This window comes from Paraburkholderia caffeinilytica (assembly GCF_046030355.1).
In the GTDB taxonomy this organism is placed as follows: Bacteria; Pseudomonadota; Gammaproteobacteria; order Burkholderiales; family Burkholderiaceae; genus Paraburkholderia; species Paraburkholderia caffeinilytica_B.
Map to the genome: position 1 here is coordinate 76058 of NZ_JAQQCQ010000027.1, position 26534 is coordinate 102591.

At 61.2% G+C, this 26534-nt stretch carries 18 protein-coding genes and 2 pseudogenes; 4 read left to right on the forward strand and 16 right to left on the reverse strand.

Annotated features, from left to right (window positions below; translation table 11 throughout):
- Positions 1-56: 56 nt before the first annotated feature.
- The 8 genes from phaP to PQQ95_RS30845 all read right to left on the reverse strand — a co-directional run bounded on the left by phaP (position 57) and on the right by PQQ95_RS30845 (position 10052).
- Positions 57-479 carry a TIGR01841 family phasin gene (gene phaP / locus PQQ95_RS30810; RefSeq protein ID WP_408444587.1) on the reverse strand — a complete coding sequence of 141 codons (423 nt, stop codon included), beginning with the start codon at positions 477-479 and terminating at the stop codon, positions 57-59.
- A gap of 66 nt (positions 480-545) precedes the next feature.
- A complete protein-coding gene (locus PQQ95_RS30815) occupies positions 546-2252 on the reverse strand; it encodes an alpha/beta fold hydrolase (protein WP_408444590.1) in 1707 nt (568 codons plus the stop codon).
- Positions 2253-2328: 76 nt separating this feature from the next.
- A complete protein-coding gene (locus PQQ95_RS30820) occupies positions 2329-2793 on the reverse strand; it encodes a MaoC family dehydratase (RefSeq protein WP_408444592.1) in 465 nt (154 codons plus the stop codon).
- 22 nt (positions 2794-2815) lie between these two features.
- Complete coding sequence (locus PQQ95_RS30825; RefSeq protein ID WP_408444595.1) at positions 2816-4459, reverse strand: fatty acid--CoA ligase; 1644 nt, start codon at positions 4457-4459, stop codon at positions 2816-2818.
- 163 nt (positions 4460-4622) lie between these two features.
- Positions 4623-6227, reverse strand: coding sequence for an AMP-binding protein (locus tag PQQ95_RS30830; RefSeq protein WP_408444597.1), 1605 nt, complete (start codon positions 6225-6227; stop codon positions 4623-4625).
- A gap of 94 nt (positions 6228-6321) precedes the next feature.
- Positions 6322-7563, reverse strand: a complete 1242-nt coding sequence (locus tag PQQ95_RS30835; protein WP_408444600.1) for a thiolase family protein — start codon at positions 7561-7563, stop codon at positions 6322-6324.
- Positions 7564-7627: 64 nt separating this feature from the next.
- Positions 7628-8743 carry a saccharopine dehydrogenase family protein gene (locus PQQ95_RS30840; protein WP_408444602.1) on the reverse strand — a complete coding sequence of 372 codons (1116 nt, stop codon included), beginning with the start codon at positions 8741-8743 and terminating at the stop codon, positions 7628-7630.
- Positions 8744-8795: 52 nt separating this feature from the next.
- Positions 8796-10052 (reverse strand): acyl-CoA dehydrogenase family protein, encoded by a 1257-nt coding sequence (locus PQQ95_RS30845; protein WP_408444605.1) that lies wholly within the window; start codon positions 10050-10052, stop codon positions 8796-8798.
- Positions 10053-10286: 234 nt separating this feature from the next.
- On the opposite strand from PQQ95_RS30845, the gene PQQ95_RS30850 reads away from it, so the two are divergent.
- Together PQQ95_RS30850 and PQQ95_RS30855 are read left to right on the forward strand one after the other, a co-directional pair.
- Entirely contained in the window at positions 10287-12995 is a 2709-nt protein-coding gene (locus PQQ95_RS30850) for a winged helix-turn-helix domain-containing protein (protein ID WP_408444608.1), read from the forward strand.
- A 448-nt stretch (positions 12996-13443) separates the two neighbouring features.
- On the forward strand, positions 13444-14295 hold the full coding sequence (locus PQQ95_RS30855) for an alpha/beta fold hydrolase (RefSeq protein ID WP_408444610.1): 852 nt from the start codon (positions 13444-13446) through the stop codon (positions 14293-14295).
- A 1171-nt stretch (positions 14296-15466) separates the two neighbouring features.
- Here the strand turns inward: PQQ95_RS30855 and PQQ95_RS30860 are convergent.
- The 6 genes and pseudogenes from PQQ95_RS30860 to PQQ95_RS30885 form a co-directional block, all read right to left on the reverse strand.
- Complete coding sequence (locus tag PQQ95_RS30860; protein ID WP_408444613.1) at positions 15467-16696, reverse strand: porin; 1230 nt, start codon at positions 16694-16696, stop codon at positions 15467-15469.
- 198 nt (positions 16697-16894) lie between these two features.
- Positions 16895-17245, reverse strand: a pseudogene (locus PQQ95_RS30865) (MFS transporter); the annotation flags it as partial.
- Positions 17246-17358: 113 nt separating this feature from the next.
- Positions 17359-18511: pseudogene (locus tag PQQ95_RS30870) on the reverse strand (MFS transporter); the annotation flags it as partial.
- A 101-nt stretch (positions 18512-18612) separates the two neighbouring features.
- Positions 18613-19851, reverse strand: a complete 1239-nt coding sequence (locus PQQ95_RS30875) for a CaiB/BaiF CoA transferase family protein (RefSeq protein WP_408444616.1) — start codon at positions 19849-19851, stop codon at positions 18613-18615.
- Between the two features lie 56 nt (positions 19852-19907).
- The gene (locus PQQ95_RS30880; RefSeq protein WP_408444619.1) at positions 19908-21044 is read right to left on the reverse strand and encodes an FAS1-like dehydratase domain-containing protein; all 1137 of its coding nucleotides are present in this window, start codon (positions 21042-21044) and stop codon (positions 19908-19910) included.
- Positions 21045-21062: 18 nt separating this feature from the next.
- The gene (locus PQQ95_RS30885) at positions 21063-22655 is read right to left on the reverse strand and encodes an acetate--CoA ligase (protein WP_408444621.1); all 1593 of its coding nucleotides are present in this window, start codon (positions 22653-22655) and stop codon (positions 21063-21065) included.
- Positions 22656-22807: 152 nt separating this feature from the next.
- Between PQQ95_RS30885 and PQQ95_RS30890 the strand changes: the two genes are divergently transcribed.
- Both PQQ95_RS30890 and PQQ95_RS30895 read left to right on the forward strand, forming a co-directional pair.
- The gene (locus PQQ95_RS30890; RefSeq protein WP_408444624.1) at positions 22808-23542 is read left to right on the forward strand and encodes an IclR family transcriptional regulator; all 735 of its coding nucleotides are present in this window, start codon (positions 22808-22810) and stop codon (positions 23540-23542) included.
- 2 nt (positions 23543-23544) lie between these two features.
- Positions 23545-23970 (forward strand): PaaI family thioesterase, encoded by a 426-nt coding sequence (locus PQQ95_RS30895; protein ID WP_408444627.1) that lies wholly within the window; start codon positions 23545-23547, stop codon positions 23968-23970.
- 218 nt (positions 23971-24188) lie between these two features.
- Here PQQ95_RS30895 and PQQ95_RS30900 read toward each other — a convergent pair whose 3' ends face one another.
- Together PQQ95_RS30900 and PQQ95_RS30905 are read right to left on the reverse strand one after the other, a co-directional pair.
- The gene (locus PQQ95_RS30900) at positions 24189-24566 is read right to left on the reverse strand and encodes a DUF934 domain-containing protein (RefSeq protein WP_408444629.1); all 378 of its coding nucleotides are present in this window, start codon (positions 24564-24566) and stop codon (positions 24189-24191) included.
- Positions 24563-26341, reverse strand: coding sequence for a nitrite/sulfite reductase (locus tag PQQ95_RS30905; RefSeq protein WP_408444632.1), 1779 nt, complete (start codon positions 26339-26341; stop codon positions 24563-24565). The genes PQQ95_RS30900 and PQQ95_RS30905 overlap by 4 nt, the downstream gene beginning before the upstream one ends.
- Positions 26342-26534 lie beyond the last annotated feature (193 nt).

Genomic DNA, 26534 nt, shown 5'->3' on the forward strand with positions numbered 1-26534 from the left:
TCTTCTTGAACGACACTTCATTCGAGGCGCCGGCATGCCGCAAACGCGGTGCCGCCTTATTTCTTCGGCTGCAGCAGCGTCTTCAGTTCCTCGACGCGCTCGGCAACACGCTTCGTCACCACCGCAAAGCTGTCCGACTGGGCGCGGTAAGACGTGTCCGCCAGTTCCTGCATGTCGACGAGCGCCTTCTGCATCGCATTTTGAACGATCTCGCCCGCACCGGCTGCGCTCTGGCCATCCGCCTGCGCCGAACGCGTGACAAGCGACTGCAGTCCGCTCAATGTCGTGCGCAGGATTTCCGCCTGCTTCTGCGCCAGCGACTGCACACCTGCGAGCGCGGTCGTATTGGCTTCGGCGATCGCTTCGATATCCTTGCGGTGCGATTCGAGGATAGCGGCGACGTCGATGCCGGGCAGCTTGAACTGACCGATGACCTTCTTGTACTCCGCGAAAATGTTGTTGGTCGTGTTTGAATCCATGATTCGGTGCTCCTTTAGAAACGATGTTTAAAAAATGATGACCCTCATGCGGTCAAAGGGTGCACGTCATGCTTCCATGACGTAGGTGCCCGGCGCTTTCACGCCTGCGGGATACCGCGCATTGCCGACCGATGCCGGCGCCGCACGCCGCTCGCCGGAACGATCGGCGAGCCAGATGCGCCAGTTGTCCCACCACGAGTCCTTTTCGGCCTGGGCGCCGGCGAGCCATGCGTCGGCATTCGCTGGCAGGTTGGGGTTGAGGAAGAACTTCGCCTTCGGGTTGCCCGGTGGGTTGATCAGGCTCTGGATATGGCCGCTCGAACTCAGCACGAAGCGCGTATTGCCGCCGAACACACGCGCCGTGTTGTACACGCCCTTCCACGGCGTGATGTGATCGGTCATACCCGCCACCACGTACTTGTCGCACGTCACTTCGGACAGGTCGATCGGCGTGCCCAGCACCGTCAGTGCACGCGGCTTGCTGAACAGGTTGCCCGTGAAGATATCCAGCAGTTGTCCATGCATACGCGCAGGCAGGCGGGTCGCGTCGTTGTTCCAGTAGAGAATGTCGAATGCGGGCGGCGCCTTGCCGAGCAGATAGTTGTTGACCCAGTAGTTCCACACCAGATCGTTCGGCCGCATCCACGCGAACACGCGGCCCATTTCCTCACCGGCGAGCACACCTTTCGACGTGCTGTTCTGCTTTGCCGCCGCGATGGCTTCGGGTGTGGCAAAGAGACCGAGCTGCGAATCAGCCGTGTTGTCGAGCACCGCCACCATCAACGTGGCGGCATGGACGCTCTTGTCGCCACGGCTGGCCAGGTGGCCGAGCAGCGCCGAAATCGTCATCGCGCCCGAGCAGGCACCGTGCAGATTGACGTCGTCACTGCCGGTGATGTCGCGCACGGCCGCGATCGCTTCGAGAAGCGCGGCCACGTAAGTATCGAGGTCCCAATGACTCTGCGTCGCGACGGGATTGCGCCAGCTCACCACGAACACCTGAAACTCGCTCCTCACCAGGTAATCGACGATGCTTTTGCCTTCCGACAGGTCAAACACATAGAACTTGTTGATCTGCGGCGGCACGATCAGTTGCGGGCGCGCGTACACCTCGCCTGTCGACGGCGCGTACTGGATCAGCTCGAGCACCTCGTTGCGAAACACCACCGCGCCCGGCGACGTGCCGAGATTCTCACCGACCTTGAACGCAGTCTTGTCGACCTGCGCCGGCATGCCCTGGTTCTGCAGCATGTCCGTCACGAGATTCTTGACACCACCGAGAAGGCTCGCGCCGCCCGAGTCGATGACCTTCTTGAGCGCCGCCGGATTGCCGAACAGCGTGTTCGTTGGCGACAGCGCATCGGTCATGAGCGACAGCACGAATTGCGCGCGCTCCTTGCTCTTCGGATCGAGCGCCGAGCGCTCGACGAACCCCGTCAGCGCATTGCGCCATGCGACGTAGCCCTGCATCGTCATGCGATACAGCGAATTGTTCTGCCACGCCGGGTCGGTGAAACGCTTGTCGCCTGCGGGCGGGGTGCTATCCGCCGTGCCGCCGAGCACCGCCATCAGATCGCGGGCAAGCGCCGCCTCCTGCTCAAGGAGCAATGCCGGTTGCCGCAGCGCCTGGGCACCGATCTGCTGCACGGCAGCCATGATGTCGCGCGGGCGCAGGCCCACGAACGGGTTGGGCCCCAGCATGCCTTCCGCGGCGCTCGCCGCGATATCCTCCGGCTGCGCATTGCGCGCCGTTTTTTCGTTTACAGCCGCCATTCTGCTGCTCCTCGAATATCGATCAGGTTCGTCATCAGACGATTGTTCAAGATTGCTAAAGTTTTCTCAGGGTTGCTCACGCAACCAGCATCGCCAGGGTTTCGGCGACCAGCGCCGGTTTCTCCTCACCCTCGATCTGCAGCTCGTTCATCGTCTTGATGATGATCCGGCCGCCGCCCTTCCTTTCCACCGATGCGAGCGTCACGCGATTTCTCACCCGCGCGCCGGCTTTCACGGGGGTCATGAAGCGCACCTTGTCGAGTCCATAGTTGAGCCCGGCCGATGCGTCCTCGGGAATGAGGCCGAGTTCGATGGCGAGCGCCGCCAGCAGCGACAGCGTCAGATAGCCGTGCGCGATCGTGCCGCCGAAGGGACTCTCGCGTTTCGCACGCTCCACGTCCACGTGGATCCATTGCCGGTCGCCCGTGCAGGCTGCGAAGGCGTCGATGCGCGCCTGATCGACGACGACCCAGTCCGATACGCCCAGCTCGCGCCCCACGAAGTTGTCGATCGTGGCAATGCTGTATTCCTTGATGCTCATCGTGTGTGCTCCTTGTGAAGGGTCAGGCGAACTGCTCGCGCAACCACTTCTTGTTGGTCTTGCCGACACTCGTCTTCTGCAGCGAATCGACGAATCTGACGATCTGCGGCACCGCGTACTTCGAGATGCGCCCGGTCTTGCTAAAGCTCATCACGTGCGCCTTGACGTCGTCTTCGGTGAGCTCGGCCTCTTCCTTGCACACCACCAGGGCGACGGGCCGTTCGCCCCACTTGTCGTCCTTGATGCCGATCACCGCGACTTCCGCGACGCCCGGATGCAGCGAAATGAGGCTCTCGATCTCGAGCGACGAGATCCACTCGCCGCCCGACTTGATGACGTCCTTGATACGGTCGGTGATCTGGATGTTGCCGGTGGGGTCGACGTTCGCGATGTCCTGCGTATGCAGATAGCCGCCCGCCCAGAGTTGCGCGGACGCTTCCGGGTTGTTCCAATAGCCCTGCGTCAGCCACGGCGTGCGCGCGACGATCTCGCCGTACGCGCTGCCGTCGTGCGCAACGTCTTCCATGTTCTCGTTGACGATGCGCAGATCGACGAGCGGCACGGGGAAGCCGGTCTTGCAACGCAGGCGCACTTCTTCGTCGAGATCGAGTGGCCCGGCGTGCGGCGGCAACTGCGCGAGGCTCAATACGGGGCACGTTTCCGACATGCCGTAGCCCACGAAGATGTCGATGCCGCGATCGAGCGCGGCGCGCGCCAGCCCGTGCGGCAATGCCCCGCCGCCGATCACGATCTTCCATTTGCTGAAGTCCGCATGCTTCGCGTCCGGGCACGACAGCACCATGTGCAGGATCGTGCTCACGCAATGCGAAAACGTGACGCCCTCCTCGCTCGCCAGTTGCACGAGACGCTCGGGCACGTAGCGGCCCGGGTAGACCTGCTTCACGCCCATGACGGTCGCGATATAGGGCATGCCCCATGCATGCACGTGGAACATCGGCGTGAGCGGCATATACACGTCGCCGCGGTGAAAGCGCTGCCCCGACATCGGGCTCGACAGCGCGGCCATCAGCGTGATGGTGTGCAGCACGAGCTGGCGATGCGAGAAGTACACGCCCTTGGGCAGGCCGGTCGTACCGGTCGTGTAGAACGTGGTGGCGCGGGTGTTCTCATCGAAGTCCGGGAAGTCATAGCTCGTCGCGCTCGCGGCAAGCATGGCTTCGTATTCCGTTGCGAACGCAATGTCGTGCGTGCAAGCTTCGCTGCCCGGCTCATCGATCCACACGAACGTGCGGACCGTTTCGAGCTGATCCTTGATCGCATCGACCACGGGCAGGAAGTCGGTGTGCACGAACAGCACGTCGGCGCCCGCGTGGTTGATCGTGTAGACGATTTCCGCCGGCGACAGCCGCACGTTGACCGTCTGCAGCACGGCGCCCATCATCGGTACCGCGAAGTACGATTCCAGGTAGCGGTGGCTGTCCCAGTCCATTACGGCGACCGTGCTGCCGTGCCGCACGCCGAGCCCGTGGAGGCCGTTGGCGAGCCGCGCGATGCGTTCGCGCAGCGTCGTATAGGTCATCCGCAGCTCGCCGCGGTAGACGATTTCCTGGTTGGGCGCCTGGATGAACGGCGTGTGCAGCAACTGCTTGATCAGCAGCGGATAGGCGTAGGGGGATGGCGTCGGCTCCCGTGCGGCGTCCTGCATCGATATCTCCTGAGGTCGAGAATGGATTCGGGCTGACACAGGTCCGGTGAGACATCTCTCGCACGGCGGCATCCCGAGTGATGCAATGATCGATTGTTCAGGGGCGCCGGACTATCCCCTGAACAGGGGAGCGAGGGGGAGGGATCGAAGGGGGATGGGCCGCTCAGGCCTGTTCGGTAAACACGCTGTCTGGGCGCTGCTCGAACATATCGATGAGATAGCGCTCCAGCGGTTTCTCGGACGCGGTCTTCGGAATCTCCGGTACCACCTGCAACCAGGTGATGACGGAACTCGCTTCGAGCCTCGCCCGGCAGGCGCGGAACACCTGCTGCGGCTCGAAACGCGATGCGTGCTTGGGCACGACGGCCGCGACCACGTCCTTCTCTCCGGGCGCGCCGGACGCGGCCTTCACGCCGTAGACATAGACGTCCTCGACCATGCCCGACTCCGCAATCACCTTTTCGATTGGCGCCGGGTTGATGAACTCGCCGTTATGGCGAATGCCGCCGCCTTTGCGGTACTCGAAGTAAAGCCAGCCGTCGCCGTCCTCGCGCACGACGTCGCCCATGTACAGCCAGCCGTCCTTGCACTTCTTCGCCGAGGCCTCGGGATTGCGGAAGTACTCGACCCGGAAGGGCGACCCGTCAGCCGGCCGGAACAGCAATTCGCCCGGTACGCCGGGGGCGCAGTCGTTGCCCTCGTCATCGACGATGCGGTATGCAAGCATCGGCGCCGGCTTGCCAATACTGCCGACCGGCCCGACACCGAGCGGCTTGACGGTGAGGCCGCCTTCCGCCGCGCCGTAGAACTCGACGAGCCGCACGCCAAAGCGTTCTTCGAACGCGCTCCAGATCGCAGCCGGCATCCCCGCAGAGATCACGAAGCGCACGGGGTTGTCGGCATCGTCGGGCCTGTTGGGCTCGCTGTAGATCGCCGTGGTCATTCCGCCGAGCAGCGTGAAGGTCGTACACCGGTACTTGCGCGTGATGTCCCACAAACGCGACTTCGAAAAGCGGCGCGACATCACGGCGCGCATGCCCGCGGCCAGCGCGGCGCCCAGACTCACGATCTGCGCGTTCGCATGCGTCAGCGACAGTCCTGTATAGGGCCGGTCGTCGGGTGCATAGCCGAACAGCGCCGTGACTGCCGCCGACGTCGTGCAATAACGCCGATGCGTCATGACGATGCCTTTCGGGTCGCCCGTGGTGCCGGACGTGAAGATCAGTTGCATCGCGCTATCGGGGTCGCGCGTCATCACCTCGATTGCGGGCACGGTTTCAGGCAGCAATGCGCGATATGACGCCACACCCGGAAACGCGGAGAGCGGCTTCGTGCTTTCGTCCGTTTCGAGCCCGATCACCCACGAGAGCCGCGCGCATGTATCCCGTACTGCCATCAGGTTGTCGAGCGCGTAGTCGGCCGCGATGACGCCCTGGCACTGCGCGTTATCGAGCATGTACGCGAGCTTGTCTCCCTTCGTACGCGGATCGATCGGCACAAACACGGTCCCCGAGATCGATGCCGCGACCATCGCATCGAGGAACTCGGCATGATTGGCCATCAGCAAGGCGAAGTGGTCACCGGGACGCAGCCCCTGGTCGCGCAACACCTGCGCGAGCCGCTGGCCGTTCTCCCAAAGCTGCCGGTAGGTGCGCACGTCGTCGGAACGCACACCGGCTCCTTCGACGGTCAGGACGTCGAGATCCGGCATGGATTCGACGCGGTTGGCGATCAACGCCGCCAGCGTGGTTTCAGGTCGCGTGCTCATTGCTCAATGTCTCCTTCCATATCGGGTCCGCGTTCGCGTTCACATTCGTTTTCGCGTGCGCGCGGGAACCGGTCGTGCGCCTGACGATGCGGCCTCAACGCCCCAGAATCGTGATGCTGGCCACGGCCTCTTCCACGCCGCACAAACCGCCGCCGTTCTCAGCGATCGCTATGCGTGCGTCCGCGACCTGGCGGGCGCCCGCGTCGCCGCGCAGTTGCGTCACGAGTTCGTAGAGCTGGCCGAGCCCCGTCGCGCCGATCGGATGCCCCTTTGATTCGAGGCCGCCTGAAGGATTGATCGGAATCCGCCCGCCAATGGTCGTCTCGCCGCGTTCCGCGGCGATGCCGCCCATACCCGTCTTGCACAGGCCGAGAACTTCGGACTGGATGATTTCACCGATCGCCGTCGCGTCATGCACTTCGGCAACCGAAACATCCTGCGGCGCGACGCCCGCCAGCTCATACGCGCGGGCCGCACCGAGCCGGACCAGATGCCGGTCGAGCGCGGCGGCCGGCCGGTCGCTGCCCGTTTGCAGCACGGACGCGAGCACGCGGATCGCACGCGAGCGCCGGCCGCTCAGACGCGCGAGACCTGCCTCGCTGCACACGATCGCCGCCGCGGCGCCATCGCTGACGGGCGAGCACATCGGCAGCGTCAGCGGATAGGTGATGGCCGCCGCGCTGAGAATCTCGTCGATCGTGTAAGGCTGGCGATACTGGGCGAGCGGATTGTGAACCGAGTGCCCGTGATTCTTCGCGGACACGGCCGCGAACTGTCGCTGCGTCGTGCCGAATTCGCGCATGTGCATGCGGCCCATGGATGCGTAGATATCCATGAACACGCTGTACGGCTTCGGCGACATGCTGCCTTCGGGCGGTTCGATGCCGTTGCCCATCTCGAGCAAAGTGCGCTTGCCGTTCTCCGTGTCGTGTACGTCCCATGCGCCGTCGAACGCGCTGAAAGTGCGAGCCTTGTCGGTCGAGAACATTTTCTCGGCGCCCACCGCGAGCACGATATCGGCAGCGCCTGCCCTGACGTAGTTCACCGCGAGATGAAAAGCGGTGCTGGCGCTCGCGCACGCATTCTCGACGTTGATCACGGGCACCGTGCCCACGCCCATGGCGCGCAGCGCAAGCTGGCCGCGAATCATGTGCTGACCCTCCATGTGCCCCTGCGTGGAATTGCCGAAAAACGCACCCTGCAATTGCGCCGCCTCGCAGCCTGCGTCGGCGAATGCCGCTTCGACAGCAGCGCGCGTGAGTTGCTTGACCGTCGTATCCAGGTGCTTGCCGAAGGGCGTCATTCCCACGCCCGCGATGTACACTTCGCTGCCCATTTCCTCTCTCCATCGCTGGACCGCTCGCGCCAAAAGCGTATGGCACAGGCGGTTGTATTCCCTGTCAAAAACTTTTGACGTCGTGAGCCAGATAACCTTCCTCGGCCAGCGCGGCAACGAGGTTGCGAGCGCCAAAAGCCTGCGACGGCGACACGAAACCCACCGCATGAAGCTGCCCGCGCAACACGCGGCGCACGGCTTCCGCACCGAGCACGCCAGTCTGCGCATAAGGCGAATTGCCGCGCAGAATGACGCTGACGGAATTCGTATTGCCACGCCCCTGGCATGACAGCGTGCAACGATTGATATCGGGGTTCTCGCGCGGCGGCTCGACCTGCGTGACGGCTTTGCCCCACTCGTTCGTGATTTCTTCCTGCTTTGCGGGGTCGAGATGCCGGCACTCTTCCTCGAACTTCTTCAGCAGCCCGACCACCGCGTTAAAACGCTCCTGGTTTCTGAACGACACGAGCGTCTGGCAATTGCGCACACGCGGATCGTCTTCGAACCAGACCGGCTCGCCGCCACCGCCCCACGGCAACGCGTTGAGCAATACATGCTCGCCAGGCACATGCACCTGATACGGCGTCGCCCACGGCCACTGCACGCGCTGGTTATTGCGCAGGGAGTACTGAGGCTGAGTGCACATGCGCAGGAACGACATCGTCGACGCGACGCTCACTTCGGAGTCCCCTAGATAAACGATGTCGAGTGTGTCGATGCCCGGTGTCTCGAGCGCAATCTCGGCCGCCAGATTGCCCTCGGTCCACATGTAGGAGTTGCCTGGGCATAGCGCGAGGCCTTTCGCTGCGAATGACGCGCCGTATTCGCGCTTGAGCAGGGTCATCCAGTCGGTTTCGCCCGTGGTGTCGAAGTAGTGGCAACCCGCCGCAAGGCTCCCCTCCACGACAGGACGGCCAAGCTGCATGAACGGCCCGACGATGTTGATGACCGCCTTTCTGCCTTTGAATAGTTCCGTCAGCGCGGCGGTCTCATGCTCGACGGCCACGCACTGATAGTCGTGACCCGCGAGTTCGGGCACCTTAGCCATTTCTTCTTCCAGCCGGGCTTTGTTGCGCCCGGCTGCGATGAACGGAATCCCGCGTTCGGCAAGCTTCCATGCCGTGAGCTTGCCTGTGTAGCCGCTTGCTCCATAGAGCACCACTTCATATGCCGTCGTCATTTCACCGTCTCCTTGGGGTATTGATCTGTTTGCGCGATTCGATCGCTACCGCTCACAGCAGGTCGGGATCGATCAGCGAGTAGCCGCCCTTGATCGCAAGGACTTCATTGCAGCCGTCCTCGATCAGCGATGCGCGGGCATCGCGCCAGATCTTCTCGATCGGGTATTCGCGCGTGAGGCCGTTGCCGCAAAAGATCTGCAATGCGTCGTTGGCGACTTCGAACGCGCTCTGCGTCGCGGTAATCTTCGCCGTCATCGCCGCATGCAGCGACGGCTGCGGCGCCGTGAAGTTGTAGTGGACGATGCGATGCGCGAGCGCGCGAGACGCCTCCACCTTGCGGAACATATGAAAGAGCCGCGATGCCACCGCCTGATGCCGGATGATCGGCAAGCCGCCCTGCTTGCGTTCATGGGCATAGGCATGCGCGAGTTCGTACGCCGCGCGCGCCGTGCCCGTGAAGACGGCGGCCATGATTGCGTTGGCGAACGCGTGAATCGCATAGACGGCGTCGAGGTATTGATCGGGGCCCGCGAGGATATGCTCCTTCGATAGCGTGACGTTCTCGAAGAAAATCTCACCCTGGTTCAACGCGCGCTGGCCAATCTTGTCGAGCGGCTTGCCGCGCGACACGCCCTTGGCATCCATCGGCACGATAATCACGGCGCCGCGCTTCGTATCGGCGCCCGCGCCGCTGTCGGCCGCGCAGTAGAGAATGCACACGTCCGCGATGATGCCGTTCGAGACCCACGCCGACTTCTGCCCGTTGACGATCACTTCGTCGCCGCGCAGTGTCGCCACGCAGTTGGGCCGGCCATAGGTGCCTTGCGCGTGGAAGATCGCGCCGCTGGCATCGAGCATGTCGGAGCCGTGATCGGGCTCCGTGATGGCCCAGCATCCGAGCTTCGCATCCGGCGCGAGCGCCCGGCAGAATGCGTTGCCGAACAGGGTGGCCAGCATTGCGGGCAGCAGACCCGCGCCGAACGAAACCGCGAGGCCCGCGTCACCCCAGCCCAGTTCCTCGAACAGGATGCACATGGTCTTGGCCCGTTCCGCGGGCTCGAGCTCGAAGATCCCGTCCACGCCGAAACCCAGTTCGACGAATTTTCTGCGCGCCTCCCAGTACGGCGACCCTGGCGCGATCGCTTCTTCGGGCGTCATGCGATCGAGCTTGACGCCGATCGGACGCATCACTTCCTCTGCGTAACGATGGACGGTCTGCTGAACCATCTGCCCCATCTCCGACAATTCCGGCTCAGCGCCGAGCGGCCCGAGTTTGTGCGTTGCAATGCGATTCGATGTGGTAGACATGTCTCCTCCTCCGAGGTGGTTGGCGTATCATTTCGTCAGCTGCGCAGGCCGCCGTATGCTGCGTGGTTGTCCGGCCCACAGAACAACGATCTCTTGTATGAATCCATGGTGTCCGATCGCGATGCTGCGCAGAATCCCCCTAATGGGGGTACGTGAACCGACGCATGGCAAATGGCGGGAAGGGTTATCCCGAACACCCGGAACGGCCCGCACATGACTGAAGCGATGCCGGCAATGGCACCCCCTCTCCTGCTCGCCTCGAAGATCGTCCCGCCACGGTTGCCCACGGGCCTGATCGATCGGCAGCGCCTCGCCTGTCTCGTCGGGCAGGCTGAAACCAAACGTCTCACGGTGGTGGAAGCGCCGGCCGGCTTCGGCAAGACATCGCTCGTGCTGAGCTGGCTCAATCACCTGCGCGCGAGCGGCGCACGGGTCGCATGGCTATCGCTGGATGCGGAGGACGACGAACCCGCGCGCTTCTTCCATCACCTGGCGCACGCTTTGCGGCATGCCTGCGGCGACATCGGCGCGCCGGCGATCGGTCTGACTGCCCAGGCGTCTCTCGTGCCGGCGCGTCCCGTCGTGTCAATGTTGATCAACGATCTCGTCGACGTCGAAGACGAGGTCTATCTGTTCGTCGACGACTACCATCTGATCAGCGCCGAGGCGATTCACGACGCGATGGCGTTTTTTGTCGCCAATGCGCCGTCACATGTGCATGTGGTGATCTGCAGCCGGATGGATCCTCCGCTGCCGCTCGGCAAATTGAGAGCCCGCAACGAACTGCTGGAAATCGACGCTTCGACGTTGCGTTTCAACTTCGACGAGACACGCAGCTTTGTCGAGCAGGAATGCCCCGGCGAATTGCGCACGGCCGATATCAAGTCGCTGTTTGCCAGGACGGAAGGCTGGGCTGCGGCGTTGCGTATTTCAGCCTCCGTGCTGGCGCGGGACGATCGTCCGCCGGGCTGGGCGTTGAGCGCGCCGACCGGTGCGTCGAAACCGTTCGCCTCCTATCTCGAGGACATGCTCGAACGTCTGCCCGTCGACATGGTCGATTTCATGCTGCGCACCGCGATACTCGACCGGCTGACTGCGCCGCTGTGCGAGGCGGTCACAGGCGTCGAGTCGAGCCAGAGCATGCTTGAGACCATCGCTGCGCGCCAGTTGCTGCTGGAACCGATGGATCCGGAGGGACGCTGGTTCCGCTATCACCATCTGATGGCCGAGTATTTACGCCAGCGGCTCGCAACGCAGCATCGTGATGACGTGGCCGGCCTCCATCGCCGGGCATGCCAGTGGTACGCCGCACAGGAGCACTGGACAGACGCGGTCAGGCATGCAATGGCCGCCGGCGCCACGGACGAAGCGATTCGCCTGATGGAGCACTGCGCGATGGCGCTCGTGAAAAAGGGTGATCTGCTCACGCTGCTCGGCTGGCAGCGCCAGTTCCCCGCAGACCTGATGCGGGCGCAGGTCACGGTCACGCTCGCGATCGCCTGGGGAATGGCGCTCGCCATGCGCTTCGACGAAGCGTCGACGATGCTGGATGTGATCGAACGCGACGCCACCGCGAGCACGAACACCGAAACCGACGGCATTCTGCGGCAGTGCCGCGCGATCCATTCGGTGCTCGCGGCCTTGCAGGACGATCCGCAACGTGCGCTCACGATCGCGCAGGCGTGTCTCGACCGGCCATCGACCGATATCTGGACGACCAACGTGGTATCCAACGTCGTCCGGTTCGGCCACTGGCGAGCAGGCAACATCGAAGCGCTCTACGCCACACCGTGGATTCCGTATTCGCTCGAGGAAGACCAGCGTAATGTGTTTTCTTCGGTCTACCGGCTCTGCCTGCTTGGCCTCGCGGAACTGCAGCAGGTGCACTTCGCGCTTGCCGAGCGGCACTTCAACGAGTCGATGCGCCTCGCCGAACGTTACGCGGGTCCGCAGTCCATTTCGGCCGCACTGTGCGCACCGATGCTCGCGCAGCTACGCTACGAGCAGGGCAGGCTGGACGAGGCCGAAGCGCTGCTCGCCGACCTGATGCCGGTGGTCGATCTTGCGGTGTGGCTCGATTGCACGCTGATGGCCTACCAGGTGCTCGTGCGAATCGCCTGCTCGCGTGAGAACACTCCGCATGCGCATGCACTGCTCGATCAGGCTCAGGCGTTGGGTCACGCGCGGCGATGGGACCGGCTGATCGCAGGCGCCCTCGTCGAGCGCACCAGACTGTATGTCGCCGAAGCGCGGCTTCCGGAAGCGTCGGCGTGCGTCGCGCAACTCGACAAGCTGGCGGCCTCCAACGCCGATCCTGCGCGCCCGGTCTCTGCGGATATCCAACACTATCGCGCACTCGGGGCAGCCAGTCTGGCGATGGCCCAACACCGGGCGCACGAGGCGGTCGACTCATTGAGTGCCGCGCTGCAAAACGTCGAACGCCGCCATGACGACTACCTCGCGATACGTTTGCGAACCGCGCTCGCGCTGGCATGGCTCGGTGCGCAGGATCGGGCGCGGGCCATTGAGACTTTCCGTCCAGTCTTGCGCTCCGCCGAGCCGGCCGGCATCTTTCGGACCCCTCTCGATCAGGGGCGGGAAATTGGGCCGCTGCTGCAGGCTGTCCGGGAGGACATGCGCAGTACCGCATCGGGCGGGGAGATCGCCTGCATCGATCGCCTGCTTGGTGGCTGGCGGGCACAGTACGAGCCCGCCAGCAAGCCTCAGCGCGACACCGCGGGGGACTTGCTGAGCGCACGGGAGCGCAACATCCTCGAGCTGATTGCGCAAGGACAGTCGAACAAGGAGATTGCGCGCGCGATCGGGATTGCGCCGGAAACCGTCAAGTCTCACATGAAGAGCATCTTCCTGAAACTGGCCGTCGACAAGCGAGCTCAGGCTGTTTCGCGTGCGCAGGCGCTGGGGCTGGTCCGACACGGCTAGCGGCGCGGAGCCGTGATTCATGTTCTGCTGCCTGGGCGGCATCTGCACCGCTATCGCGGACTGACACAAGTCCCTCATTGCGATTTTCCGGATGGTGGCTACCCATCTACCCACGTTGTGCGCGCCGCATCCAGTTCCAACAGGTCACCCAGCACCAGCAACACACCGCCGCCGGCCTCTCGACGCTGAGTGCCGAACCAAAGGAACTCCCTCGTGTGCGCCTTTGAACCTCGCCCGATGTTTGCATCATCGCGTGCGCAACAAGGTTCCATGGTCAGCAAGGACCTTCAAGACGAAATCGTTTCCGGTAGTCAGCATACGACCAGTTATCGACCGCCATGCGGCTCAGGCAATGGGCCCCCAGGCAAGGGATAGCCGTGACTTCAAATGTCGCTGCGAACGCGCCATGTGCAAACTCCGCTCGAAACTACTCAGAAGAGGTATTCCCGTGAACAGGTTAAGCAGTCTCAGCGCCCTCATCGCCACACTTCTCGCTGCCAGCGTCAGCTTCAACGCTTCCGCGGCGCCCATTTCCACGGACACCGCCACCACACCTGCCTCAACCGCGGCCGATAGTTTCCATCATCCTGACAATGCCAGTCCCACAGTGATCTTTGTCCATGGGGCGTTCGCCGACTCATCCAGCTGGAACGTGGAGATCAGTGTGCTGCGCAGTGCCGGGTATTCCGTCATTGCCTATGCGAATCCGCTCCGTGGCATTGCCAATGACGCCGCTGGCCTGGACGCGCTGGTCAAGTCCGTCAACGGCCCCGTCGTGCTGGTGGGTCACTCCTACGCGGGCATGGTGGTCAGCCAGGTCGCCGCCCAGGAGCCGTCGGTGAAGGCGGTCGTATACGTTGCCGCGCTGATCCCCGTGGTGGGCGAGAGCACCAATGACCTGGTCACGAAGTTTCCGGGGTCCGAACTTGTCTCTGCGAACCTGCATTCCGTTGCTGCCGCTGGCGGGCAGACCGACGTGTACATCAACCAGGACAAATACGGCACCGTCTATGCCGGTGGACTCAGCCAGCCCGACATAAGCGTCGCCGCGGCTGGCGAACGCCCACTTGCCGCGGCGGCCTTCGCGGAAGCGGCCACGCTAGCGGCGCCTGCGTCTGTCCCAAAGTGGGAAATCGTCGCGACTCAGGACCATGCAATTCCTACTCAGGTGCAGGAATTTATGGCGAATCGGGCCGGTGCCAGGATCGTCAGAACCAGGTCTGGTCATGATGTTCCGGCGGCGCAGCCCTTCGTGGTGGCCCACGTGGTCGAGGAGGCTATTGCTGCGGCCAGCAAATAAATCCGTCTTTGGCATGGCGGCGGTCGTCGGCGCCAATTCCTTGGGGCGCCGACGGAACTGTGCGTACTTAGCACGGGAAATCGGCCCCTTCCGAATAAAGCCCGGGCGGTTCACGCCGTGCCGGGCGGCCAGGGTGCTGACCGGTTCGTTGCCTGCCGGGACCCGCACGGCGATCATCTTGCAGATCGGCGAGCAGGACGCACTCCATCCCTTCGCTATCCGAAACGTCTGCGCCAGCCATGGCGATCACGTGAACGTTCATGTCAACGTCGATCGACAGGTGCATCTTACGCCACGGCATTTTCGTCGACGTTTTACCGTACGTCTACTCGTACCACTCACTGGCCCGGCCGGAACTCATCCCCGTGCTGTCGAGAATGAGGCTCACGTCCTCGCCATTGGTTAGGCGTCTAGCCAGACGCTCGCAGCGTTGCGTGACCTTCCCGCCACGGCGGAAATCGTGTTGGTGGGGAGAAATGGCAGGGCGGCAACTGCCTTTGGAAGGCATCGTCTGTTCTTGGCATCTCTTTTTCTTACCGGGAGCAAATCGGCGTGGCGGACCATTTCTCTCTGGATCCTAAAACGAGCCAGGTTCGCTCCGTCGAGCGAATGGCCGCTGCAAGAGGTCAAGGGGACATCCAAATGTCAGTGCGCCGTCGTGGTTGAGTGACCGCAGTTACGCGACGACCGAAGGCAACGAGAGCACTATATGCACAAAGCCAGGTTAAATTGGCGGATTGCGGGAACTGAAGGCTTCCGCGAGCGGGTCCCGTTCAATACCGTCAAAGCCGAGCGTTTTGAGGTCGCTATTGCCGACATTCGGGTATCGGCGTTGGTTCGGCGGCTACGGATAACTTTCCTGTCATTCGCATGCCGGCAGACGCGAATGATCGATCTCACCGCAAGCGCATCGACGAACCCACACCGGCTATCGTCCTGCGGCGGAGCCCTCCGGTAAGGTTGTAAACAGTCCAGATCTTGAACAGATGCTTCGGCATCGCAATGGAGAAAGACTGGTGAGCAGCAAAACTGTTGTCGTAAGCCCTCCAGCCTTTCGCCAAGCTCAAACTGATAGCCTTGGGCTGGATTGATTACCTGCCCCAAGACGTTTTCATCACCAGGTTGATGAACGAGTATTGAAGAATATCTCGTATAGGCAATGGGCACGAATTCAGAAGAAATGCATCAGCCCAACTCGCAAGATAATCTGCCGAGCGCTATTCGACGGTGTCACGGTGAGAATCGAAGCAACCGCCTGTTGTTTGGTCGAGTCGGTGCCGCCCGCCATGACATAAGTACCCAGCAAGTAAATGTCCGTACGTTTTGAGAGCAGATAGTGAGCCGCGGCATTGAACTGGTTATAGTGCGCGGGCGGTTTGCCATCTATCGCGCCCCCTGTAAGGAAATCATAGGCGCCCACCAGGGCGACCGCTGGCGTGACCACATAACGCACATACGCGGCGTAGCTGTTAAACACGGCATTACCCTTATATCCGAACGGATTGGTGAGTGAGAGCGTTCCCGAGGCAGGATCCCCCAATCCGCCAAAGCGAATATTCGAGTAATTGACGCCAATGAAGAAAGTCGTGGTTCCATACTGCGCGCCTGCGGCAATCACCTGATACGTGCTCGCCGAAGCGAATCCTCCATAGACCGGATTGGCCTGCACATCCGCTGTCGCGCCCAGGTTGTTGGCCGTAGTGGAACTGAGCTGGTTGTCGCCAAAGAACGACTGATTCGGATCATGCACCTTCAAGTAAGCGCCGGCTACCTTGATGGGTCCCTGGTTGAAGGATGCGCCGAACGAATAGATACTGTTTCTCGATATGGATCCGGCCACACCGCCGAAGCTATACATGCCACTCACGACCAGCCCGTGATAAGGCGCACTCGTCAACTTCACCGCATTGTTCGTCCGGTACGTGTCGGCGAAATTGTCGATATCGTTGCCGTGCGACGTGTACGTTCCACCGCCGCCTGCGGATGCCGCGCTCAACGGCCGCAGAAAATCGACGACCGAGTCGTATTGCCGCCCAAGCGTCAGCGTTCCATATGGCGCGCTCAATCCCACGTAACCCTGGCGGCCAAAGAACGTACCGCCTTCCTGCAACTTGCCTGTACCAATGTCGAAGCCAGTTTCAAGCTTGAAGATTGCCTTGTAACCAAGCCCAAGATCTTCGGTGCCTTGAAAACCTAGCTGGTTTCCTGCCATCACGGTGCTGCTAGTCGTGTACTGAGTATGGCCTGCGCGGTGGCCAGACGGGTCGATGGATTGCGCGTTACTGACGTAGTTGATGCCCTGATCGATGATCCCGTAGATAGTGACCGAAGATTGCGCGATGGCGCCTGTAGATACCAGGACGCTCGACGCTATCGCCATGATTAGAACGCTTCTCTTCATTTCGTCTCCTTTGTTTGGTTCACAAGTCTTAAACTCGCTCCAAAATCCATTCTTATTTATTAGTTATACTATGTATTATTGATGCCAGTTAAAAATACGAAACAACATGGACTAGCTGACGTCAGTGCCCTTTGCATCAACGGTAGAGCGTGCGGGACTGTATTTCTCATGCACGGAATCGGGAATCTGATTGACGGGCTCCGCCTCGAGATCGAGGCCCTTCGTTTCAGGCAGGAAAATAACGCCGACAACGAAGGTCATCGCGATCAAGCTGACCGGATACCACAACCCTGCGTAGATGTCGCCGCTGGCTGCCACGATCGCAAACGCTGTGGCAGGCAGGAATCCACCAAACCAGCCATTGCCGATGTTGTACGGCAGCGAGACAGCGGTATAGCGGATGCGCGTCGGAAACATTTCTGCCAGCACCGCGGCAACCGGGCCATAGGTTGCCGTGATCAGCAATCCGAGGCCAATCAGAATCAGCAACGCCATGACCCAGTTGATTTGCGCGGGATCCGCCTGGTTCGGGTAGCCGGCCTTCGACAAAGCGTCGCTCAGCGCTGCGCTGAAACGGCGTTCCTCCAACGAGGCTTGCGGACCTCCCGCCCGGTAGGACTGGACGCTGGCGGCACCGATATGAACAACCGCCACAGTCGCATCAACTGCTTCGACGTTCCGATAGCTCAAGCCAGCTTTCGCCAAGGCCTGCTTCGCGACGTCGCAGGAACTCGTGAAGCGGGCCGTGCCGGTCGGATTGAACTGGAAGGAGCAGTCTGCCGGATTTGCGACGACTTCGATCGGCGACTGATCCAGCGCATGCTCCAGGGCTGGATTCACATAATGCGTCAGCCCTTTGAATAGGGGAAAATAAGCGAACGCGGCTATCAGAAGCCCGGCCATGATCACTGGTTTGCGCCCCACTCTATCCGACAGCGCACCGAAGACGATGAAGAACGGCGTGCACACGATCAACGCAACGCCGATCATCACATTCGCCGTCATGATGTCGAGTTTGAGCGTCTGCGTCAGAAAGAACAGCGCATAGAACTGCCCCGTGTAGAGAACGACGGCCTGGCCGGCCACCAGACCGAACAACGCAATTAGCGACAGACGCAGATTGCGCCATTCACCAAATGCTTCCTTGAGCGGCGCCTTCGACACCTTGTTCTGGGCTTTCATCCGGCTGAATACGGGCGATTCGTGCAGTTTCAGGCGAATCCACACCGAGGCCGCCAGCAGCACGGCTGAAAGGAGAAACGGCACACGCCAGCCCCATGCGGAGAAAGCCGCCTCGCCGACGCTGTAGCGCACTGCAATGATGATCACCAGTGAAAGCAGCAGGCTGAGCGTCGCAGGCGTCTGTATCCATGCGGTCCACGCGCCGCGCTTCGCATTCGGTGCATGCTCAGCGACATAGGTTGCGGCGCCGCTGTACTCGCCGCCGAGCGACAAACCCTGCAACAGGCGCAGCCCGATGAAGATAATCGGCGCGGCTATGCCGATCTGACTGAACCCAGGTAACAGGCCAATGAGGAAAGTCGAAATACCCATCACCGAAATGGTGAAAAGGAATGTGTATTTGCGCCCGATCTTGTCGCCGATTCTGCCAAACACGATGGACCCGAGTGGGCGCACCGCAAAACCCGCTGCAAAGCTCAGGAGTGTGAACACGAAGGCAGCGCCGGGATTCACGCCCGCGAAGAACTGCTTGCTGATGATCACCGCAAGAGAGCCGGCCAGATAGAAATCGTAGGCCTCGAAGACCGCGCCTAGAGACGACGCAATGAGAACACGCCGGTCGTCGCGCGACATGCGCGCGCCCCGGCTAACGTTGCTAGCCATTCATGTCTCCTTCCGGCAGCCGCTTCCGGCAGCCTTGTTATTCAACGGTAGGTATGCGACTGCTTGACGCGTCAGGCCTTCGCACGCCTTCGTTTGGGCGCGGCGCCCGAGTCGATCAGTGCACGCGCGGCTTGCGCGTCATAGCCAGCTTCGTGCAGCACGGCCTCGGTATCGGCGGCAAAGCCGGGTGGCGGGGTGCGAACCGAACCGGGTGTGCGCGACAACTTGACGGGAATGCCCACGCCCTTGTAGTCACCAAGCTGGACCACCATCTCCCGTGCAAGCGTGTGCGGATGCTGCAACGCCTCCGCAACGGAGTTGATTCGTGACGCGGACACGCCGGCCTCAGTCAGTCTGCGGCACAGATCGGTTGCATCGAAGTCGCGCAGTACGGGCTCGAGTTCCGCGCGCAGCGTTGCGCGATTCTCAACCCGCGCCCGATTGGTGACGAAACGTGGATCGCCGATCAGCTCGGCACGTCCGATCACATTGCAGAATCGGCGGAACTGACCGTCGTTGACCACGCCGATGAAAACATCGCCACGTGCCGCAGCGAACGTGTCGTAAGGAGAAATGTTGGGATGCGCATTGCCGGTAAGGACAGGTGTATTGCCCGAGGCAAACCAGTTGGCCGGATGCGGGTGCAACAGACCAAGCGCGGTTTCGAATAGCGACGTATCCACCAGTTGCCCGAGACCCGACCCCGCCCGTTCCGCCACGGCCAACAGAATGCCGATGACCGACGACAGACCCACCGCTGTATCCACGATCGGAATGCCGATCCGCGTCGCACCGCTTTCGCGGTGACCGTTGATACTCATCAGCCCGCAAAATGCCTGAAGCACCGCATCGTAGCCGGGCATCGAAGCGAGCGGCCCGCTATCGCCGAAGCCCGAAATACGGCAATAGATGAGTCGGGGAAAGCGCGCCTGTAGCACCTCGCCGTAGTCCAATCCCCACTTTTTCATCGTGCCCGGCAGGAAATTTTCGACTAGCACATCGGCGTCGGCGAGCAGGGCGAGCAGCACCTCACGGCCTTCCGGACGGGATAGATCGAGCGAGATGGCCCGCTTGTTGCGATTCAGTCCATGAAAGTACGCGGCGCTGTCGTCAACGAAAGGCGGCCCGAGTTCACGTGTTTCATCGCCCTGCGGCGGCTCGATCTTCGTGACGTCCGCTCCGTGGTCAGCAAGTATCTGGGCAGCAAAAGGTCCCGCGAGCACTCTCGACAGGTCCAGAACCTTCAGTCCGTGCAATGCACCACGCGGTACTCCCGTCTCGTTCGAGGTGTCCCCTCGCGCTTCAGTCATCAACGTCTCCTGTTTTCATGAAACGGGCCGTTATGCTCGGCCCTCGCTTCCGTGTTTTAACCGCGGCTTGGCAACTCCACCACGCCGCTCCCGAGTGCCGACACCTCATCGTCCTGATTGCGCGCCTCCTGCTCGATCTCGACGAGATGTCGGCCTGCCTCGATAAACTTGCGCTTCACTTTGCCTTTGATGAACAACATGTCGCCTTGCGGATTATGGCGACGAATCTTACAGGTGGCGCGACGCAGGAAGCCATCGTCGCCCATCCAGTTCGTCAGATGATGCGTCAGCCACGAACAGCGCTCCGGACCGTAGTCGTAAGCACCCGGCGCCCCGACGCGAAGCGCGAACTCTTCTTCCCAGTGCACGCGTTCCGGACAGTCCGGAATGCCAAAGCGGTTCTTGATACCCACGCCCGGATGCGCGTCGATCAGTTGCCAGGCCAGCTTGTTGGCGCGGATGTAGAGGCCTCCCCAACCCTGTGCATAAGCGATGAAGCCTGTTACGGTCATCGGCCCCTTGAACATGACCGGCAGTTCTTCGCCTTCCGTGACGTCTTCCCAATAACGAGTCTCGGCGCCGCGAACCTTTTCGTTCCGATAGAGTTCGTAGGCTGCGGCCAGCTCTTCTTCCGTGTAGATTCGCGGTGGTTTCGACTTCACGTCACGGTATTTCGTCCCCTGTTCGCGCGCATGATCGCGTTCGGTGCGAAAGCACCAGCTATCCGCGTCGGCAACGAGATCACCGTGCTGGTTGTAGAAGTCGACGTGATAAATCTGCTGGATCGCCCGGCCCGCAAAGCGGGTCTCGTGTTCGATCAGATCTTTCAGCTTCGCCTGGGTGGTAATCACGTCGTTGCGCTTGACCTGTTTGTGCCAGTTCCAATCCGCACCGGACCACATGGCGTGAACCCCGGGCAAGCCGCCCACATAGCCGGAGACGATCCGGCTCGTGGTGAACAGGAAGCTCGGCAGCGCAACGATTCCCTCATGGCGCGTCTGCGCCGCATAGTCCGGATCGCACCAGAGCGGATTGTCATCGCCGATGCCGTGAGCGTAGTGCCGGATATTGTCGCGCGTCGCTTCATAACACCATGGTTCGGCGGTGGCCCCCACGTCCACGCCGATTCTTTTGCTCAATTCTTCCAGACCCTTTTCAGTGATCTTGGGGAACATTACCTGATCTTCTGCCATGCACTTTCTCCTCACGATTTAACTGGAAACTGCCGTCGTGACACGCTCGCGGTCACGCAAAGCTTTTCGATTGACCTTGCCAGCCGGATTCTTTGGCAACTCGGCCACGTACTCGACTACTCTGGGGTACTCGTGCTGACTCAGCCTCACTCGTACGGAATCCTGAATTTCCTTTGTAAAATTTTCGTCGCCAGGTCGTTCTGCGACTACGAATGCCTTGACAACCTGTCCACGCAACGGATCCGGTACGCCAATAGCTGCAGTTTCCCGGACGTCCGGATGTTTCAGCACGGCGTCTTCAATTTCAACGGCACTGATCGTCCAGCCCGCCGAGATGATCACATCATCGGCCCTGCCGCGATGGTAGAAATACCCGTCTTCATCGATCCGCCCGAGGTCTTTGGTCGGCAGCCATTTTCCACCTCGCCAGACAGTCAATTCGCCGGTGACGTCGGCACCGCAAGGACGTCCTTCCGCATCGTGAACTTCGACACGTACGCCCGGCACTGCTTTACCGAGCGAACCAGGCTTGACTGGGAAGTCATGGGCGCCCGGATAACTGACCAGAATCACGCCGATCTCCGTCGTACCGTACATGCTGCATACCACGCAGCCGAAGGTCTGGCGCACGAACTCCATAGTTTCACTATCAATGGGTTCGCCCGTGAACGACAGCTTTTCGATTGCATACGTGTAGCGGCTGGCCGCACCGGAGTTGCGCATCATCCGGTAGTGCGTCGCAGCGGCAGACATATTGACGAAGCGGTGATCCTGCAGAGCCTTCAGCAGTCGCTCCGCGGAGAACTTGCCGGCATACGCACCGATGGTCGCGCCCAGTGCGAGCGGCGCCAACGTGCCATGCCAGAGACCATGCCCCCACGCCGGCGACGAAGGACAGAAAAAACGCTCGCCGGGCCGTACTCCGGTTCCGTAGAGCGCCGCGCGCAGCACCATGACGAGAGCACGATGGGTGTGCCGCACCGCGTCGGGCAGCTCACGAGTAGTCCCGGAGGTGTACTGGAAGATCGCAAGATCGTCGCTGTGAGTCGCGGATTCATAGTGCGTCGGATAAGCAGCCAGACCTTGCAACCAGTCGTGGTTCGCCACTATCGTTTTCATTCCCTCGATCGCTGCTGCAGTCGCTGCCTTCTCCTCATTCGTGATGAGTATGCGTGGTTTGCAGTCCTGAACACGAAGTCGAAGCCCATCGGGTCCGAAGAGCGTAAAGAGCGGCACGGCAATGGCTCCAAGCTTCAATACGCCAAACAGCGAAGCGTAGAAAGCGAGCGAAGGTTCGAGCATGATGCCGATGCGATCGCCCGCCCGCACTCCCTCTGCATGCAGATAATGGGCGACCTGCGACGAAGTCTCCGAGAGTTCGCGAAAGCTGAGCACTTCGTCGTGCCCCTCGGCGTGCGCGATGATGACGGCGCTGCGGTCTTCCGTGGCGTATCGGTCAATGCACTCGTGCGCGATGTTCAGTAGCGGGGGTTCGCCATCTACGAGGTCCCACAGGTTCTGCGCGCTAAAGTGTCGTTGGGCGTCGGCATAAGACGTGTACGCCGTTAATCTGGTCATCTTGATGTGTCTCCGCTGTTTTTGCTGATTCATCTTGTTGAACTCACTTTAGGCGCGGCTTGATCTTTTGTCAAATAGCATGTACTTTTGTCTATATACAAAACGGAGGAACGATGGCGACAGCAGGACATGCAGAACAGAAAGAGAAGAAGGCGGGCGGACCGCGCGTTCGGCCAGTGCCAGCAGTGACGCGATCCATTGCCATCCTGCGGTTGCTCGGCAATAGCGCGGGCCCGCTCGGAGTGAAAGCGATCGCGGACGAACTGGAATTGGTGCCGAGCACCTGTCTGCACATTCTTCGCGTGCTCGTCGAGGAAGAACTGGTCAAGGTCGATCCGTCCACCAAGCGGTATTCGGTGGGCGCAGGCATGTTGTCGCTCGCGCGTAGTGCGCTGAGAAGCGGTGGATTCGGCGATCTCGCGCAACCGTTCCTCAACGAACTCGCTACGCGATACGGTGTGACAACCATGGGTGTCGAGGCGAGCGGCCTGAAGCATATGGTCGTCAAAGCGCTGTCGGCCTCCGAAATCTCACTCAGCTTGCGTGTCGAACTGGGTAGTCGCTTCCCGGCGCTCATCAGTGCAACCGGGCGCTGCGTGGCTGCGTACGGTGACTACACACGCGAGGAGCTGCAAAGCGGATTCGAATTGCTACGCTGGCAAAACCCGCCCACATTCGAGACCTGGATGAAAGAAGTCGACGCCACGCGAAAGCAGGGCTATGCCGTCGATCGCGGAAATTACATTGCCGGTGTGACCGTGATTGGTGTGCCGGTGCTCGACTCGAGGCAGCGGATGGTGTTCGGTCTTGCTGCAGTCGGCCTCGCGACACAGCTCAACGCTGCCGACACGAGCGCGCTCGCAAGCGATCTCGGCAAGGCGGCCACCGAACTCGCCGCCACAGTGATTTCGATGCGCTGATCATGACGACCTCCGAAACGGCCGAACGGCTTACGCAGGATGGATGGCGGCAACACGCTCCAAAGGGTTTCACCGGTCTCGTCGGCCCTTTGTGGAGCCGTGCGAATCTGGACTTGCTCACGTTCGGCGTCATAGTTGACGAACAGCATCTGAATCCTGCCGGCGTTGTTCATGGCGGCATGCTCACCACGCTGCTCGATCAGGTGCTCAGCACAGCGGCGTGGCAGGTAAGCGGGCGCCAGCCTTGTGTGACGGTTCAGTTCGACACACAATTCCTTTCCTCCGTAAAAGCCGGGGTATTCGTGGAGGCTCGCGCGGAAGTCGTCAAGACGACACGCGAGCTGGTTTTTACACGTGGAGAGCTGACTGTGTCGACCGATCGCGTGGCAACTGGAAGTGCCGTGTTGAAAATATTGCGAGCGCGGTAAACCCGGTTTTCGCGAAACGAGGCCGATCTTCGCTTGAGACGATAATATGAAACTCAAACGCCTTCTCTGGCCGTTCTCGTGGAATTCGGCGCGTTTGCGAGCCGTGCCTGCGTCGCCTACGCGTACTCACCCGCCCCGGTTGACCATGCTGTTGAAGCGTTCCCACCCAATCCGGGCGACTGATTGTGAGGACAAGAGGTAGCGATAGCTCAGGTTGACTATGCTCCAACCAGGTCGCGCTGATAGAACCCGGAATACCGCGCCAGATGGCTGGCTGCATCAGCCGGATCGAGACCTTCGTTGAGTACGGCGCTTGAGAAGCCTGTTCGCGCTATCTGCAGAATTTGATCAATCTGTACGTCACCAGTTGCTCGCAAATCTCCCGTGAAGCCCAATCTGCGCCGAAGAAGATAGGCTTGGCTATATGCACGGCCGTCGGTGAAATGCGGAAAATGCAACTCGATTCGCTCAATTCCGGCCAAGCCATCTACAAGCGACATGGGGTCTGCATCATTAGCAAGCTTGAGGACATTGGACTGTTCATCGCCTTGGACAGCGTGCCATGCAATGACATTCAGTCGGGGGACGTTGCTCACGCGGACACCTCCTGTTTTACTCGTGCATTGTTCGCGGCTGCTTTGAACGGGTCAAGGCCGGTCCGGCGCAACGTTTCGATGAAACGCTCGTATCGTCCTTGTCCTCGGTATTCGCGCAGGTCGCGGTACGTTCTGAGCATGGCCTCGATTACATCGGGCACCTCTGCAGCAGAGAACGATGGACCAATGACCTTTCCGGGTTGTGCGGCGCCGCTCGCAGCGGTTCCGTCGGCCCCTCCCAGCGTAATCTGGTACCACTCCTTCCCATCCTTGTCGACGCCCAACACGCCGATGTGCCCACTATGGTGATGACCGCACGAGTTGATGCAGCCGCTGATATGGACATCGATATCACCAATATCGTCGAGTTCGTCAATGTCCTGATAGCGTTCGGCAAGTGCCTGAGCGATTGGAATTGAACGCGCATTGGCCAGCGCACAAAAATCTCCCCCGGGACAGGCGATGATATCTGTCAACAATCCAACGTTCGTGCTGGCCAAACCCAGTTGCCTGGCGGCCTCCCACAAGGCAAAAAGGTGGTCCGCAGCCACCCATGGAAGGACGATATTTTGAGTATGCGTCACGCGTGCCTCGCTCGCTGAGAAGCGGTCCGCGAGGTCGGCAAGCCTCTCCAGCTGCGCGGCTGATGCATCTCCAGGTGCTTGTCCAAGACGCTTGAATGACAGCGTAACGATGCGTAGTGCCGGGTCCTTATGGAGAGCCACGTTTCGCTGCATCCATCGCATGAAAAGCGGATTGTCAGTCGGTGCATCCTTTCTCGCAGCTTGCGCTGACGCGCTACGGGTCACGGCAGGCGGCGCAAACGAGGCGGCCACGCGGTCCAGTTCCTGCTGCGGAATCGTATGCGGACCGCCATCGTGCTCGACGATTTCCCGAAACTCATCCTCAACATCGTCAATGTAGCGCTGGCCCTCGGCTTTAACCAGAATCTTGATGCGAGCCTTGTACTTGTTGTCGCGCCTTCCGTAGCGGTTGTACACGCGCACGACCGCTTCGATGTAGTTCATGATTTGATTCCAGGGCAAAAACTCACGAAGCACTGAGCCGACCATTGGCGTGCGCCCCATCCCTCCGCCAACCGTTACACGAAAACCCAGTTCGCCCAGGTCATTGCGCAAGAGCCGGAGGCCGACGTCATGCCAGTCGGTCGCGGCGCGGTCCTCCGCGGCGCCTGTTACCGCAATCTTGAACTTACGCGGCAGGAATGCGAATTCAGGGTGAAGCGTCGTCCATTGCCGCATGAGTTCGGCGAAGGGCCGTGGGTCAGCGATTTCGTCAGGGGCGACACCGGCACGCTCGTCGCACGAGATGTTGCGAATGCAGTTGCCGCTGGTCTGAATGCCATGCATGTCGACGGACGCTAGCAGGTCCATCACGTCAGCCGCCTTGCCGAGGGGAATCCAGTTGAACTGCACGTTGGTGCGCGTTGTGAAGTGCGCAGAATTCGTTGGCAGATGATGCGTCCCGAGCTTGCGCTGGGCGTCGGCGGCCTGAAGATAGACCTCAGGCTCCGGAGCATCGTACTCTCGAGCGATGCGCGCCAATATCCGTAGCTGAGCACTCGACAACTCGCCATAGGGCACTGCGACACGCAACATCGGCGCGTGACGCTGTACATACCAGCCGTTCTGCAGGCGCAACGGACGGAAGTCGTCTTCACTCAGCTGGCCACTTTGCCAACGGTCAAGCTGATCGCGAAACTGCGCTGCACGGCTCCTGACAAATGCTTTGTCGAACTCGTTGTACTGATACATGGATAGGTAGCGTCTCGCGTCGCGGTATTACGCGACGTAGTTGAAGGCAAGGGATGTTGGAGGCATCCCTCCGAAAGGCACGCGTACCCACGATAGGCCACCCGCTGCCCAGCGAAAAGAAGCAGATGCCACTGATGTTTGCGTAGCAGGCAAGCCCGGTTGGCGCGCCCACTCAATCGCTGCCAGCCCCAAC

Coding starts and splice junctions, on each gene's coding strand:
- PQQ95_RS30895 (WP_408444627.1), top strand. CDS start 23,545: ATGACGACCTCCGAAACGGCCGAACGGCTTACGCAGGATGGATGGCGG.
- PQQ95_RS30860 (WP_408444613.1), bottom strand. CDS start 16,696: ATGAAGAGAAGCGTTCTAATCATGGCGATAGCGTCGAGCGTCCTGGTA.
- PQQ95_RS30845 (WP_408444605.1), bottom strand. CDS start 10,052: ATGTCTACCACATCGAATCGCATTGCAACGCACAAACTCGGGCCGCTC.
- PQQ95_RS30850 (WP_408444608.1), top strand. CDS start 10,287: ATGGCACCCCCTCTCCTGCTCGCCTCGAAGATCGTCCCGCCACGGTTG.
- PQQ95_RS30880 (WP_408444619.1), bottom strand. CDS start 21,044: ATGGCAGAAGATCAGGTAATGTTCCCCAAGATCACTGAAAAGGGTCTG.
- PQQ95_RS30815 (WP_408444590.1), bottom strand. CDS start 2,252: ATGGCGGCTGTAAACGAAAAAACGGCGCGCAATGCGCAGCCGGAGGAT.
- PQQ95_RS30830 (WP_408444597.1), bottom strand. CDS start 6,227: ATGAGCACGCGACCTGAAACCACGCTGGCGGCGTTGATCGCCAACCGC.
- phaP (WP_408444587.1), bottom strand. CDS start 479: ATGGATTCAAACACGACCAACAACATTTTCGCGGAGTACAAGAAGGTC.
- PQQ95_RS30840 (WP_408444602.1), bottom strand. CDS start 8,743: ATGACGACGGCATATGAAGTGGTGCTCTATGGAGCAAGCGGCTACACA.
- PQQ95_RS30835 (WP_408444600.1), bottom strand. CDS start 7,563: ATGGGCAGCGAAGTGTACATCGCGGGCGTGGGAATGACGCCCTTCGGC.
- PQQ95_RS30825 (WP_408444595.1), bottom strand. CDS start 4,459: ATGCAGGACGCCGCACGGGAGCCGACGCCATCCCCCTACGCCTATCCG.
- PQQ95_RS30905 (WP_408444632.1), bottom strand. CDS start 26,341: ATGTATCAGTACAACGAGTTCGACAAAGCATTTGTCAGGAGCCGTGCA.
- PQQ95_RS30820 (WP_408444592.1), bottom strand. CDS start 2,793: ATGAGCATCAAGGAATACAGCATTGCCACGATCGACAACTTCGTGGGG.
- PQQ95_RS30885 (WP_408444621.1), bottom strand. CDS start 22,655: ATGAATCAGCAAAAACAGCGGAGACACATCAAGATGACCAGATTAACG.
- PQQ95_RS30875 (WP_408444616.1), bottom strand. CDS start 19,851: ATGACTGAAGCGCGAGGGGACACCTCGAACGAGACGGGAGTACCGCGT.